The sequence below is a fragment of the Desulfitobacterium sp. genome, from assembly GCF_035539115.1.
Classification (GTDB): Bacteria; Bacillota; Desulfitobacteriia; order Desulfitobacteriales; family Desulfitobacteriaceae; genus Desulfitobacterium_A.
In genome coordinates, this window is sequence record NZ_DATLJA010000110.1 from 1 (window position 1) to 13,780 (window position 13,780).

Here is a 13,780-nt window from a genome sequence, read left to right on the forward strand (position 1 = left end):
AACAGAACCCCTTTAGCCCAGTAAAATCAATAGTTCGGAGAGGTCATTTTCCAATTTGGGACTACACTTTCGTTGGCAAACCCTAGAAGCCTTGATATTACTGCGTTTGGAATAAATTGTCGCCAAACTTGGGTTATATATTTAATAACCTGTTCAGCCGATTTTTTTATACTTACAAAAGGGGTATTATAAGCATCACCATGCCCATCAATAATCGGTGTAACAATACAATAATCCTTTTGTAATGCTTCAATTTGTGGTTTCCATGACCACCATGACAATCCGCCCCCATGAAGAAGAATAATAACTGGCATATTTTTATCGCCAAATTCTTTAAATATCATTTTATCCTCCATCTATATATCCCAGATTAAATAAGTAATCCTTACTTCGCATTTTCCTACTTAAGTATAGTTTACATATATTTCGATTATAACATCTATTTCAATAATATGTATTTGCTAATAACGTCTTTTCTGTTTAGATACAGCTAAGAATTCTGGGTCTGAAAACAGTTGTGACTTTTGGTTTGTCTTTGATTTTAGACATAAAAAATCCTCCCTTTTCGTTTGTAATCCAAACGGTTAAAAGGAGGATTCTATCGTTTATACCATACATAAATTGCTTCAGGTCTTCGCTGGTTTCCCGCAAGCTCTTGTCCCATAATCCTTGAGCCTAAGCCTGATGAAAGAATGGTGCGGGGGGGGGGATTTGAACCCCCACGGTTTCCCGCTGGTACCTAAAACCAGTGCGTCTGCCAGTTCCGCCACTCCCGCAACTTTGCCAGACTCATAGAGTCGAACAAATGATATTGTACCGCATTTTTTTCAAATTGACAAGTGGTAGTTAATCCCGGTTTCTCTTTTCCTTTTCTCCGTTTTTATTACTCTGATTTCGCTCTTGGTCATTATGTTTTTCAGAAGTAATATTTGCTGGTTGACTTACTTGGGGTTGATGAGTTTGATATTGTTGTTGTTCAGTTTTTTGTTCAGTTTGAGCCGAATCTTCTTTATTTTGATCTTCTTTATTTTGATCTTCTTTATCTTCAGCCTTTTTTAATCCCAAATCAGTCTGGAATTGTTTAAGTGCTTGTTTCGCTTGTTCTTTCAATTGTTCCTGATCCGTTGTTCCTGTAGTACTAGCTGCATTCGTTGTTCCTGTGGTACTAGCTGTATCAGTAGTAGCTGCTGTAAGTCCAGTCGTAGTCGCTGCAGAAGAGGTTTCTTTTGCAGCTTTGTTATCCATCTTGTCCGCTTTAACTACCGCTTTTTCAACCGATCGCACGATATTTAACGCGAGTTTTTGCGCCGCTTGCGGAGGAAGCTTTTCTAAAAGGCCACCGAGAACCACCATATTATTCGTATTGACTTTGGTTAAAGCCGCTTGAACCTTTTGTGCAGTTTCGGAATTTGGGTCCTTTAGTTGATCCAAGAACGTTTGCGCCTGTTCAATCTTGTTGCTATATTCAGCAAGAGACTTCTCTGCTGCTGTTGTATCTCCTTTATTAATCAAGGCCTGCGCTTCAGCCAGATTTTCTAAAGCCTGACTTTCAGTAAGGTCTGCTTTTTTAACCGGATCAAAGGTCAAGGCGACTTGAACCTTTTCAATAAGGGTTTGAAACCAATACCAAGGTGAACCCGGTAAAATCCCAGGATCAACGATATTACCATTCTTATCAGTGATCGTTATCGCTGATGAGGTTGTGGTTGTAGAATCTGTTGGTACACTTGTTGACAAAGTTGTATTCGGTGTCGGTGTCGTCGTGATCGATGTATCAACCGGTTGGGTAGTTGTCGATGTTGTAGTTGTCCCCGTGGCAGTCGTCGCTGCCATGACGAGGCTAGGAGTTACTGGAAATGCTAAAAGGGCTGCCGTTAATGCAAGTGCAAGCTGTTTCTTCAAAATAATATCCTCCTTTTAATTTGTGCTTATGTAACCCAACGGGCACTGGAATTTCGCCCTACATTTATTCAATACGACAAACATTTCAATATTTAAGGGGGGCTACATGAAACTTGAAATTTAACACACAAAAAAGGGCGTGAAATTACTTATTTAAGTAACCTCTCGTCCCTTTTTGGGTTTATCTATTTCTGATCTACGTTAACGTCAATTCTTCGGGATAAATGTCTCTTTTCTCTTACAACTTTATCGTTTCCACGGGAACGGGTCCACAAATACCGATGAACACGAAGCGGTCTTTACCCGTATTACGCATCCCGTGGGTCTGACCTACTTTCGCCAGGACAGCCATTCCTTTTTTAATGTGTATTTCTTGCCCGTCACCTGCAAAATAGAGTCCTGACTCCCCTTCAAGGCAGACCCAGACATCATCAGCATTAGGATGAGCATGCAGAAATACTTCTTGACCCGGCTCGAGGCACCACATAGCGCCTAACGTTTTATCGGTCTGGTAAACTGCTACTTTTTGAGGTGCTTTTTCATCAAAATGAGCCAGCCCGTCAGTCAAATTGAACACTCTGTCTTCCATTGTCCTTTCACTCCTCCAAATTTATGACTGTGCCACTGGAATTTGTGGTACGATTCCTGGCATAATATACGCTTGCAACAAAACAAAAACACCACCCACAAGGTTAGCTGAAACAGTTAAAATAGGGTTTAATCCGAGCTGCCCGGCTGTTACTTGTTGCAGTTTTCCAAACAACGCGGCCGAAGAGGTCACAGAACCTGTTAAGAAGACCCCTAACCAGCCCAGGACGGGTGAGAAGACCGGGAAAAGCACGCCCGTTGAAGCAAACGCTAAGCCCAATGAGAAGGACATCCCTGAATAATTGGCTAAATAAGCAAGACCCAAAACCGACATAATCGTGATAAGCGAATAACCCAGTTGTTTCATCGTGCGGCCAAATACGTTGACCGCTGTTTTAGGGCTAATCCGCAAGATTACCATGGTGATAATCGCGGATAGCAACATCGCTGTTCCAGCATAGCCAAAGAAATCCCATTTAAAGCTCGCAGCATATACCATTGGTTTGGCCACAATCGGTGCCGTTTGCATGACAAGACCATCAAGACCTGGCCAGTGTTTAATATTGACAAACCATTGAAGGTCATTAGCAACCCAGCTCTTGAAACCTGGGCTTCCCCAAAGTCCCATTAAAATCATCACAATCAGGAAAGGTGACCAGGCTTTAAAGATTTTTCCGCTTGTATATTTCGTATCGTTTGCTTTGACCCCCTCCTCATCGGGAAAACGCCAAATCGTTTTTGGCTTCCAAACCATCAGGAAGAGTGCCGTGCAAATAAGTGAAGTAATTAAATCACGCTCCCTTCTATACGAACATTTAAATTCTCTCAATCTATGTCTATAATAAGGCTGGAACTTTATGCTTATATAATTCTCTAATTTCAGGATTAACTCAACATTTTTTGAATTCAAATTGTTTTCCTTCAATATCGAGAATACCCTGAAGTTCTAGAATTATAGAAAGCTGATGTCTTTTTCTTCTTTTAGCGAAAAGAAATTTTTGAATTTAGAGCGCTCCAAAATTGGAACGCTCTAAATTCAAAGCAATATATCTTAGATATTGAGAATCTTACCTGGGTTAAATAGATTTTTGGGATCGAAGGTGTCTTTAATCTTCTTAAAGGCATCGACCTCCACTGGTTTAAATTGAAGATCAAGATATTTCTTCTTTAAGAGTCCGATTCCGTGCTCACCGGTAATCGTACCTCCTAGTCCAAGCGCCATCTTACAGATCTCTAATTCGGCCGCATGAACCCGTTTAACTTCATCTTCATCTCGTTGGTCAAAAATAACCAGCGGGTGGAAGTTTCCGTCTCCAGCATGCGCCAGAATTCCAATCAATAAGTTGAAATCCTTGGCTATTTTAAGGACCTCAGTAACTGCTGCTGGGAACGTGCTCCGCGGTACCGTGATATCCTGAAGGGAATAGGAAGGTTTCACCCGGGCAACTGAGCCGATAGCAACCCGACGTGCGAGCCAGAGTTGATCCACTTCAGCAGCCGTCGTCGCGACTTTGAAATCGCGAGCTCCAGCTTTTTTCGTTATCTCATCAATAACTTGAACTTGCTGATCCATATCCTCAGGCTCTCCATCAATCTCGATGATGAGCAGTGCGCCAGCATCTCGAGGAAGTCCGGCATGACAAGCATCCTCAGATGTATTAATCAAAAGGTTGTCCATCAGTTCCAACGTTGTGGGCACGATTCCGGCGGAAACGATAGCGGCAACAGTTAGCGAAGCTTCCTCAATTGTGTTATAGATCGCTAACATTGTTCTCGTGGTCACAGGTTTTGGCAAAACCCGTACCATGATTTTCGTAATGAAACCTAACGTCCCTTCTGAACCGACAATCAGCCGGGTAAGATCGTAGCCGGACTCACTCAGAAAGTCACGTCCGCCCGTTTCAATAACCTGACCATTTGGCAGAACGACTTCCAGACCTAAGATATAGTCCCGAGTCACGCCATATTTGAAGCAACGCGGTCCGCCGGAGCATTCTCCCAAGTTTCCGCCCATGGTCGAGGCCTTATAGGAAGCCGGATCCGGAGGATAATAAAAACCCTTCTTACCCAGTTCGAGTTGGAGATCAAAATTAACCGTTCCTGGCTCAACCACAGCCACGAAATTTTCTGTGTCAATTTCATGGATTTTAGTCATCCGACCAAAACCAACGATCACGGAATTCTCAGTGGGAATGGTCCCGCCGCTCAAGTTCGTTCCTGCGCCCCGTGGAATGAGCTTTATATTTTGTTCGTTCATGTACTTAACCACTTCCACGACTTGCTCCGTGGTTTGCGGAAAAACAATTCCTAAAGCTTGACCGGCGAGCAACGTAGCATCATAGCCATAAGCAAACAGGCCGACTTGGTCTGTAACCACGTTTTTCTCCCCAAGAATTTCTTTTAAGCGATTAATAACCGTTTGGGATAACATGTTCAGCCCTCCTTATTCTTAAGCCTGTAAGCTCACCCCAGGATTGAGAATCCCTTTGGGGTCAAATTTTTGACGAAGTCCCTGAATCAGTCCGATGGTCTGGTTCCACATTTCGGCATCATTATATACTTCTGATTTGAGATTATTCCCTAGAAGTCCTCTCACATTTCCACCGAAGGACATTGCCAATTTGTTGACATCAACTGCAAGTGCACGCTTATTTGTCCCCTCAGGGAGAGCTAACAGAACATGCCCAAGAAGTCCTTCCACGACCACACCTGGATAGTTTTCCAAGCCTCCCAGGAGCACTTCGAGTTGAGCCAGGGCCTGCGGCATCTTCATTGCACCGATAGTAAATTCCAGGACCGAATCCGGCTTCGCATTGAGCTCAGATCGAACGTTCAACCAACCATCGATGACTTGGTTATATTCCGCCTCATCTTCAATGATTTTCACATTTGTTGCCCCACCCACTGAAAGAAGAGAGGCAACCTTTTGGGCAAAATTAGTGCCCGAGGCTTTATAACCCTGTAAATCGATGAGGACAAGCTGCCCTTCTGTTCCCGGAATGGCTTTTGGGACAAGTGCAGCGTTAAGAAGATTCATCCGAGTCGGCAGGACATTTTGCTGAATCAAGGTATGGAAAACATCATTGGCCTTGCGCAAGGATGAAAACGTACCTAGGACGGCTAACTTAGCTTCTGGTGCCGGTAGAAGTTTGACGATAAGTTTGGTGAAAATTCCAAACGTCCCTTGACCTCCAACTGTAAGGTGAATAAAATCGTAACCTGCTACATTCTTAATGCATTTATTCCCAATCTCCATGATTTCCCCAGTCGGGAGAACCATTTCAAAGCCTAAGAGAAACGTCCGCGTAGGACCGTATTCGAAGGATTTGGAATCTGCATCGCCAATGGCGAAACATCCACCAATGGAGCTAGTTTCAACTTCATACGGTTCTGGAGGGAAGTTCAGTCCAACTTCCGCAACGTTAAGAAGAAAATCCTTATGAAGAAGTCCTGGTTCTACAACAGCTACGAGATTAGCATGATCTAACTCAATCATTTTATTCATGCGTGACATAACCATTGCGATCCCACCTGTGAGACCCTCGGTATCGACAACAGTTCCACCCACTGCTAATTTTACATTTTGCTCATTTGCCAGTTTTACAATTTCTGAGACTTCCGAGGTATTTCCCGGTAAAACTACAACTGCTGGTTGACCTTGTCCTTTGAGAAATTTAGCCATTTCAGAAGAGGTATCGACGACATTGGCATCACCGACGATCCCTTTTAAGTTGCTGATATTGACGTTACTCATGACGACCCGCCCTTCCACTCTGAAATATCATCAGATTAATCTTCGTAAGCCTTCGCTAATATATCGGCAACATGCACGACCTTTTGTTTTTGGCCGGCAGCGTTAATCCCACCTTGGATTCTCAACATGCACGCCGGACAGCTTGTTGCCACAATATCTGCATTGGTGTCGTTAATATTCTGTGTTTTTTGATGCGTAATATCGGTTGATATCTCATGGTAAAAAGCTTGAACTAAACCGGAGGCGCCACAGCAACGGCTGGCTTCATTCATTTCCACATATTCAACCCGAGGAATGATCTGTAATATTTGACGTGGTTGTTGCGTTACCCCAATACCACGCACCATATGACACGGATCATGATAGGTGACTTTGACAGGAATTGAATTTTGAAGCTTGGATTGATCGACGCCAATCTTAGCCATATATTCTGAGAACTCGACTACTTTTTCACTAAATTGTTGAATCTTTGGTAGAAAATGTGGCTCATCCGCAAAAAGCTTGGGATACTCTTCTCTAAGCATCGATGCGCAAGAAGCACAAGCCGTCAAAACAACTTCAGCATCTCTATTTTTATCCAGGAAAGTATCGATCGTCTTGCGGGCATTAGCTTTAGCGGTTTCAAAATCACCATAGGCATATTGAGGTAAGCCACAGCAGACTTGATCCTTCGGAATCGTGATGTCACAATCATTTTTTGTGAGCACTTTAACAACAGAATGAGCAGTACCATCTAAGGACTGATTAAGGAAACAACCTACATAGAACGCCACTTTATGCTTAGGATGCTGAACCGTAATCTTCTCAGGAACTTGTCCCAGAAAGGGCTTTTTCGCAACTGGCATGTTACGAATATCAATCCCGCGGAAGAAATCTAAACCATCAATTTTATTAAGTGTACTTTTTCCCATTCCTCTAAAAACACGAAAACCGCGGTCAAGTTTCTTCGGGTCGGCTAAAGTCTTTAAGGCGAAGGATTTAACAAAAGGTTTGATTCCTTTTCTCAATTTCAGATCGCGTCGTGCAGCCAATACGAGATCATTAGCTCGTACACCGCTCGGACACGCAACCGCACATTCTCCACATAAAAGACAGCTCATAATCGCATCCTCATAAGCTTCATCCGGTTCTAACTTCCCATCGGCAACTGCTTTTATGAGTTGAACCCTGCCCCGCGCAACCCTAGTCTCCGATCCATTCACCTTATACGTCTTGCATGATGAATGGCAGAAACCACACTTGTTACACGTGTTGAGCATTTCATAAACATCTGCCAAAACGCCCATTAAAATCTCCCCCTTCTCTATGTCGGATGGTTAGACCACCTAGGCAGATAATCTTAAATTATATAAACATTTATCTACTACGGCATATTATAACTTCTAATTTTTCTGAATTCAAGACTATTTTAAAAAGGTTTTGTCTTTTACGTAAATCTTCGAATTTTTGGATCTAATGGCTAATTCTTTTCAGGGGATTAGCATAATTCTTACAAAACGAGTTGAACCCAAAAACATAGCTCGCGAGTTTTTCTGGACGCAAATTAAACCACGTCTTTAGATCCACCTGTTCTCCAAATTGGTTTTTCGCAATTCCCTCTCTACTGATCCATCCATGTGGTCCATCTTCACATAGGAAAATCTCCCACCCTGTCGTTTCCTGATCCATTTCAATAGATCTAATATTTAACCCACAGCGAGCGTGAAAAATCTCGATAAGCTTAACCAACATCTGAAACAGCGGATCCTGGATGCCCTTATCTTCTAAATAAGGTAGAGCTAGGTCCTCAATAAGTTCCTCCTCTAGACGGGCTACACCTTTATTTGCATCGTAACGAGAAAGGAGATGAGTTCGTACAATACTATAGGTAAGCACACCTTCAGCAAGTTCAAAGCGAAGTGGAAAATCAACCCCGCATAAATGGATTTCTAGTTCCTCTTGAGTAATCCTCCAGGTTCCCGAATAACGGCGCAATAATCGGTCAGCAAGTTCAAAGGATAAAATCTGCGTGGATACTTTAGCCTCATCTTTTTCTCTACAACCTTGGCAGTCTTTAACCAGATTATCCATGGGTATCATTAGTCTCATTGCTTGCATTCCGTCACTCTCCTAAGAATTTATCTCTCATTTTATTTAAAAGGTCAACGTCCCGTCTGTCGAAACATCGTTTCATTTATATAAGAACAATTATCTATGAAAGTAAGCAAAACGTCAAGTGTGAATTCTTTGAGATTACTGACTTTTAAACTTGCCGACTCGGTTTACGATAATAAGTAAAGCCCAAATTCGCCGATATTTGTTCACCCACTTGTTTTAATGCTTCACCAATACTTTGAATTCCTTTTTCCTCCATGCGACTTGCTGGACCAGAAACACTAATTGCTCCGATGGCTCGCCCTGAATAATCAAAGATGGGTGTTCCCAAGCAAATAATACCTATCTCGTTTTCCTCTTCTTCCACCGCTACTTTGGTTTCGCTAATTTGGCGAAGATTTTCCAGCAGCTTCTTAGGCTCCGTAATTGTATTAATGGTTTGTTGTGGCATTCCCTTTACTTCGAGAATGTGGAGTACTTCATCTTCTGGCAAAGTGGAAAGAATGGCCTTTCCGACCGCAGTACAATGCATTGGAGCTCTTCGTCCAACCTTCGATTGCATGCTTACAACATGAGAGCTCTCCGTTTTATCAATATAAACGACTTCTCCATCGTCTGGTAAAACAAGATTGACGACCTCATCCATTGCCTTGGCAAGATCCACCAAATAAGGAGACGCTACTTTCCTTATTTCCAAATCATTAAAGAATCTGATTCCTAATTCCACAATCTTAATTCCTAAATGATAGTGTTCATTTTCCTTTTCCTTTTCCACATAACCTCGGTAGCATAATGTTTGTAAAATCCGATGAACCGTACTCTTATGAAGGCTAATTCGATTTCCAATCTCGGTTACACCTAACGGTTCTTCGGCCTGGGCCAATACTTCCAGAATGTCTAGGGAACGTTCTAGAGTTTGTACATATTTTTCAGCCACAAAAAAGCCTCCATTTTTGTTATTTTAGTTCCAATATTCAAAACCCTGTTTCAATAAAATAGTATGACTTTTTTAAATTATTTCGTCAAGTTAAATTTATATATAGAAAAAGCATCAAGACTTCTCCTGATGCTACTTCATGCATAATGGGGTGGATGATGGGTCTCGAACCCACGAATGCCGGAGCCACAACCCGGTGCGTTAACCACTTCGCCACATCCACCATGATTAAATTAGATTAAATGGTGCGCCTGGAGAGATTCGAACTCACGACAACCTGCTTAGAAGGCAGATGCTCTATCCAACTGAGCTACAGGCGCAGAGATATCTCCTGAACCCAAACGAACCAAAAAAAGAGTATGGTCGGGGCAGAGGGATTTGAACCCCCGGCCTCCTGCTCCCAAGGCAGGCGCGCTAGCCAAACTGCGCTATGCCCCGTTCAGTGACAATGACAATTGTATCTGATTATGAAGCTATAGTCAAGTTAAAACCGTTAAAAATCTTATATTATCCTGCTAGATCTGTTAGATATTTTTTACTAAATCTTTTAAGATCGGAATTGCTCTTTGAAAGGCTTGAGCACGATGACTAATTTTATTTTTTTGAATCATCGTTAATTCCGCCATCGTTCGCCCAAAATCCGGGATGAAGAACAAAGGATCATAGCCAAACCCTTCCTGACCGCGCGGAGCGTGCAGAATACGTCCTTCCACCGTCCCTTCAGTCAAAAACTCTTGGCCGTCAGGTGTAGCAATCACCAAAGCGCACCGAAACCGTCCCGTTCTTTCTTCATCGGGGAACTTCTCCAATGCATTTATCAGTTTATCATTATTCCGTTCATCATCTTTAGGCTCCCCGGCATAACGCGCGGAGTAAACTCCAGGTGCACCGTTAAGTGCATCCACTTCCAGGCCAGAATCATCTGCTAAGGCGATATATCCCGTCCGTTCCGCAGCAACGTGCGCTTTTAAGGCCGCATTCTCAGCAAACGTCGAACCTGTCTCTTCGACTTCTTCCCAATTCGGGATATCCTGCAAGGAGAGAACCTCAATTTGGGCATCGGCAAGCAGCTCTTGGAGTTCCTTCACTTTACCCTGATTCTGAGTGGCGAGTAAAATTTTCATCGTGTGCTAACCTGCTTTCTCAAACTAACTTTAAAGCAGCTTTTTGCTCGCTTATCAGTTCGCGAATTCCCTTTTCTGCAAGCGCTAAAAATTGATCAAGCTCGTTTCGATCAAAAGGCACTTCCTCAGCTGTTCCTTGGATTTCGACAAACTTGCCTGCACCCGTCATCACCACATTCATATCCACTTCAGCTCGAGAATCTTCCGGATAAGCTAGATCTAGAATAGGAATCCCTTCCACTTTCCCCACAGACACTGCCGCTAGAAAGTCTTGGATTGGGCTCTCTTTTAAAGCTCCTTTTTGAATCAAGTATTGAATAGCGTCTACTAGTGCCACGTACGCTCCGGTGATCGAAGCTGTGCGCGTACCGCCATCCGCTTGAATTACATCGCAATCAATCCAAATCGTGCGTTCTCCAAGTTTTTTAGAATCCACGACTGACCGTAATGCCCGGCCGATCAAACGCTGGATTTCCATAGTCCGCCCTGTTAGTTTCCCCTTCGATGCTTCCCGATGTGTCCGGGTTTGCGTCGCTCTTGGCAACATGGCGTATTCTGCGGTCACCCAACCAAGTCCAGAACCCTTTTGGAAAGAAGGAACTTTCTCCTCGACTGAGGCTGTACAAATCACGCGCGTCATTCCAACTTCAATCAGAACAGATCCCTCTGGGTTCTGCGTATAGCCCCTGGTAATTTTCACCGGCCGTAATTGATCTACTTCCCGGTCATCATATCGTTTCATATATAACCTTCCTTCCAGCCATTTGTATCATAGTGGAGTAGCACCCACCAAAGCCAACGAACGAGACGGAGCTTCCTCCCCTACGATCCCGGCAATCGTATAAAGCTTTTGCAGCGGATCGAACCGGAACTCTTTGAGTAGCCTAAATCCCTTAATCTCTGAGGTTCTCTTGATATGTATACGGGGACCGGTACACGGATAGGGTATTTCACCTACTCGAATATGCTCCTCGTCACAAAAACTAATCGGCAAATCCGCCTGGATTATCTGTCTAACCCGTTCCTCCACGAGATCAAGATCAATATCTGGTTTTCCTGGGAGCTCAAGAACGAAGCCGTGTTTGATCTCGCTATGAACCTCAGGCTTATCGAGCCCCATTTCCTCGAGAATCATCGAGGTAATATCTTCAGCTGAATGAGCCATTCTACGATATTTAATCGATTCGAAGACAATCTCCGCAATCGCCTGCGGTTCCGGGCCGAAAAGCGTAGGACGGGTCACAATGACTTCTTCGCCAACACCAATCAGTACCTCCGCATTTATTCCTAAAAACGGATAGATAAGGTCAAAATGTTCGATGACGACGCGCCGTTCTTTGCTCAAGGCCTTTTTAATCGCTTCTGCTATCCTCCACGGCTGGGTAAAGGCCGATTCAAAGCGTACATCGACATGATAGGTGTGACAACGGAAATGGTCGCGATCAGCATCATCGAGTAGCGGAAGCGGTCGAACATTGATCCCATCATCATCATTGGTTAACTCTAACCCTGGAAACATCCCCCGAATCAAAAGGGACTTTCCGGCACCAGCTTCTCCTAGAAAACCAATTAACTTGTCCTGGGGGCTTAAATACCGCTGTTGCAGGTTAGTTCCCAAAAAAAGCAAGCGTTTCTTCCCGCGTGGAGCAAAATAAACGGCTTGCATAAGATGGTCCTGCACAAGAAACATAGAAATCTTTGCCACCCCCTCTTCTACTATGCTTATTGTAGACAAAAGCTATACTGAAAGCAATTCGAAAGTAATCGACAAAAGGAAATATTTCTGAAACGAAGAGACAATTTCCTCGTTTCACCTTTCAGCTTATAGTATGGCTTTGGGGTCTTTGCTCGGGCAGAACGTCGGTGCCGCTTTGTCCACGGTCGCTTGTGGCGCTCGTAGACCGAACTAGAGCTCAGAATTCGGGCTGCGACGGGATTCCCGGCAAATTCGCCGTGCAGAGCTGCTATGCCATCCATGGCGCACTCTGCACTAGGCACGTCCTGTGCCGTCGCCTTGGCTCACTGCCGGCCGCGCACGTCCTATGCGCGGTCCCGCCTGCGCCCGACTTCTTCGCTAAGTTCGGTTAGCTGCTCGCTTTAAGACACTCCCTTAGGCCAAAGCGGCGCCTGGGATCTTTTGCTGAGAATTGTTTTTGATGTATAACGAGATGCAACCCATTCTTGGCTCAGTGTCGGGGAGTCACCCCTTCGCCGTTGGGGTGTCTTATTGAGTAGGCGACTTCGGCGAAACCCTGTTGCTCTTCCTGCTAAAGTATCTGCTCAAAGTAGAGTCCTCCTTACTGTAATCGTAACTCGCTTCGAAGACTCGCTTAATCATAGACCCGAAAGCGTAGCTTTTCCCCTTCGAGGATAAGTCGACTAAGGCTTGAGTTTTGTACCTCAACTCTAAGCCAGTCTCCTATATCGCGCAGGAGTGAAAGATTTGCGGTGGAGGGGCGCTGAGACGAGCGAGGCTTCCGAGGACGAAAACCCGTGAAGGGGTTTCGCGCTTTAGCTTAGCGGCGCCACTGGTTCACTTCAGGTATTACCCAGAGGTTTGGCAGAGCTCCCTCGGAAGCAAGAGAGTCAGCCCAGAAGACGCTAAGTACGTGAGTCTCCGGTGGAGATTCACGCCCGAAGGTCCGGATGCGCGAAAAGCTACACGACCAAGATCATTTCAACTTCCAAACTTCTACTAATCTAGTCTAGCGGTTCCGAATACTGACCGACAGCCCATCGCCGAACGGGAGCACACTTGTCTGAAAGTCGGGATTTTGGGTTAGATTATTCAGAAACTCGCGCAAATGGGTAACCAGCCGATTATATTTCGGTACAAACTCGCTTCCTGGAACCACCCAACCTCGAAATAGCACATTATCGACAACGAGAATTCCGCCCGGTGCAATCCGTGCCAAAACCAAGCTTAAATAATCCAAATACTCTCCCTTGGCTGCATCCACAAAAACAAAATCGAAGGAACCCTCTAAAGTTGGCACGATCTTCCGGGCATCCCCGAATAAGACCTCAATCTGCTCCTCAATCCCTGCCCTTTTAAAATATTTAATCGCTCGTTTCGCTCGCTCAACATTGAGATCGATCGTCGTAATCTGTCCCTTTCGTCCCTCGAAACCTTGAGCAAGCCATAGGGTTGAATAACCAATTGCTGTCCCGATCTCTAAAATTCGCGACGCCTGGCTCGTCTTCACAAGAAAGGCTAAGAAATTACCCACAGGCGGAGTCACCACGGGAATCGTCTCTTGCAAAGCTTGCGACTCCATTTCCTTGAAGAGTTCCTCTCTTCCCGGTAACAGTTCTCCTAGATATTGTTCCAACTCGAAAGAATAAAACACAGTCCGCCCCTTTCTTTTTGTAATTTGATAT

General features: G+C 44.3%; 12 protein-coding genes, 4 tRNA genes and 1 pseudogene. All 17 read right to left on the reverse strand.

Annotation, left to right across the window (positions count from 1 at the left end):
* Nucleotides 1-26: 26 nt before the first annotated feature.
* On the reverse strand, nucleotides 27-344 hold the full coding sequence (locus tag VM640_RS16840) for an alpha/beta fold hydrolase (protein WP_325394328.1): 318 nt from the start codon (nucleotides 342-344) through the stop codon (nucleotides 27-29).
* Nucleotides 345-693: 349 nt separating this feature from the next.
* A tRNA-Leu gene (locus VM640_RS16845) sits at nucleotides 694-776 on the reverse strand.
* A 70-nt stretch (nucleotides 777-846) separates the two neighbouring features.
* A complete protein-coding gene (locus tag VM640_RS16850) occupies nucleotides 847-1,902 on the reverse strand; it encodes a DUF5667 domain-containing protein (protein WP_325394330.1) in 1,056 nt (351 codons plus the stop codon).
* A gap of 238 nt (nucleotides 1,903-2,140) precedes the next feature.
* Nucleotides 2,141-2,491, reverse strand: coding sequence for a cupin domain-containing protein (locus VM640_RS16855; protein WP_325394332.1), 351 nt, complete (start codon nucleotides 2,489-2,491; stop codon nucleotides 2,141-2,143).
* A 21-nt stretch (nucleotides 2,492-2,512) separates the two neighbouring features.
* Nucleotides 2,513-3,271, reverse strand: a pseudogene (locus VM640_RS16860) (L-lactate permease); the annotation flags it as partial.
* A gap of 270 nt (nucleotides 3,272-3,541) precedes the next feature.
* Nucleotides 3,542-4,921: an FAD-binding oxidoreductase gene (locus VM640_RS16865; RefSeq protein ID WP_325394334.1), complete on the reverse strand. Its 1,380-nt coding sequence runs from the start codon at nucleotides 4,919-4,921 to the stop codon at nucleotides 3,542-3,544.
* 18 nt (nucleotides 4,922-4,939) lie between these two features.
* Nucleotides 4,940-6,244 (reverse strand): FAD-binding oxidoreductase, encoded by a 1,305-nt coding sequence (locus tag VM640_RS16870; protein ID WP_325394336.1) that lies wholly within the window; start codon nucleotides 6,242-6,244, stop codon nucleotides 4,940-4,942.
* Nucleotides 6,245-6,279: 35 nt separating this feature from the next.
* Complete coding sequence (locus tag VM640_RS16875; RefSeq protein ID WP_325394338.1) at nucleotides 6,280-7,530, reverse strand: (Fe-S)-binding protein; 1,251 nt, start codon at nucleotides 7,528-7,530, stop codon at nucleotides 6,280-6,282.
* Between the two features lie 166 nt (nucleotides 7,531-7,696).
* Nucleotides 7,697-8,341, reverse strand: coding sequence for a hypothetical protein (locus tag VM640_RS16880; protein WP_325394340.1), 645 nt, complete (start codon nucleotides 8,339-8,341; stop codon nucleotides 7,697-7,699).
* A 145-nt stretch (nucleotides 8,342-8,486) separates the two neighbouring features.
* Nucleotides 8,487-9,275 carry an IclR family transcriptional regulator gene (locus VM640_RS16885; RefSeq protein WP_325394342.1) on the reverse strand — a complete coding sequence of 263 codons (789 nt, stop codon included), beginning with the start codon at nucleotides 9,273-9,275 and terminating at the stop codon, nucleotides 8,487-8,489.
* 147 nt (nucleotides 9,276-9,422) lie between these two features.
* Nucleotides 9,423-9,498, reverse strand: a tRNA-His gene (locus VM640_RS16890).
* A gap of 20 nt (nucleotides 9,499-9,518) precedes the next feature.
* Nucleotides 9,519-9,595, reverse strand: a tRNA-Arg gene (locus VM640_RS16895).
* 40 nt (nucleotides 9,596-9,635) lie between these two features.
* Nucleotides 9,636-9,713: transfer RNA gene (locus tag VM640_RS16900), tRNA-Pro, on the reverse strand.
* An 86-nt stretch (nucleotides 9,714-9,799) separates the two neighbouring features.
* Nucleotides 9,800-10,399: an XTP/dITP diphosphatase gene (locus VM640_RS16905; protein ID WP_325394343.1), complete on the reverse strand. Its 600-nt coding sequence runs from the start codon at nucleotides 10,397-10,399 to the stop codon at nucleotides 9,800-9,802.
* Nucleotides 10,400-10,418: 19 nt separating this feature from the next.
* On the reverse strand, nucleotides 10,419-11,141 hold the full coding sequence (gene rph, locus VM640_RS16910) for a ribonuclease PH (protein WP_325394345.1): 723 nt from the start codon (nucleotides 11,139-11,141) through the stop codon (nucleotides 10,419-10,421).
* 27 nt (nucleotides 11,142-11,168) lie between these two features.
* The gene (locus VM640_RS16915) at nucleotides 11,169-12,089 is read right to left on the reverse strand and encodes an alanyl-tRNA editing protein (protein ID WP_325394347.1); all 921 of its coding nucleotides are present in this window, start codon (nucleotides 12,087-12,089) and stop codon (nucleotides 11,169-11,171) included.
* A 1,015-nt stretch (nucleotides 12,090-13,104) separates the two neighbouring features.
* Nucleotides 13,105-13,749 carry an O-methyltransferase gene (locus tag VM640_RS16920; protein WP_325394349.1) on the reverse strand — a complete coding sequence of 215 codons (645 nt, stop codon included), beginning with the start codon at nucleotides 13,747-13,749 and terminating at the stop codon, nucleotides 13,105-13,107.
* Nucleotides 13,750-13,780 lie beyond the last annotated feature (31 nt).

Excerpts from the sequence above, each read along its gene's own strand:
- VM640_RS16840 (WP_325394328.1), bottom strand. The coding sequence starts at position 344 with ATGATATTTAAAGAATTTGGCGATAAAAATATGCCAGTTATTATTCTT.
- VM640_RS16880 (WP_325394340.1), bottom strand. The coding sequence starts at position 8,341 with ATGCAAGCAATGAGACTAATGATACCCATGGATAATCTGGTTAAAGAC.
- VM640_RS16875 (WP_325394338.1), bottom strand. The coding sequence starts at position 7,530 with ATGGGCGTTTTGGCAGATGTTTATGAAATGCTCAACACGTGTAACAAG.
- VM640_RS16870 (WP_325394336.1), bottom strand. The coding sequence starts at position 6,244 with ATGAGTAACGTCAATATCAGCAACTTAAAAGGGATCGTCGGTGATGCC.
- VM640_RS16855 (WP_325394332.1), bottom strand. The coding sequence starts at position 2,491 with ATGGAAGACAGAGTGTTCAATTTGACTGACGGGCTGGCTCATTTTGAT.
- rph (WP_325394345.1), bottom strand. The coding sequence starts at position 11,141 with ATGAAACGATATGATGACCGGGAAGTAGATCAATTACGGCCGGTGAAA.
- VM640_RS16915 (WP_325394347.1), bottom strand. The coding sequence starts at position 12,089 with ATGTTTCTTGTGCAGGACCATCTTATGCAAGCCGTTTATTTTGCTCCA.
- VM640_RS16905 (WP_325394343.1), bottom strand. The coding sequence starts at position 10,399 with ATGAAAATTTTACTCGCCACTCAGAATCAGGGTAAAGTGAAGGAACTC.
- VM640_RS16865 (WP_325394334.1), bottom strand. The coding sequence starts at position 4,921 with ATGTTATCCCAAACGGTTATTAATCGCTTAAAAGAAATTCTTGGGGAG.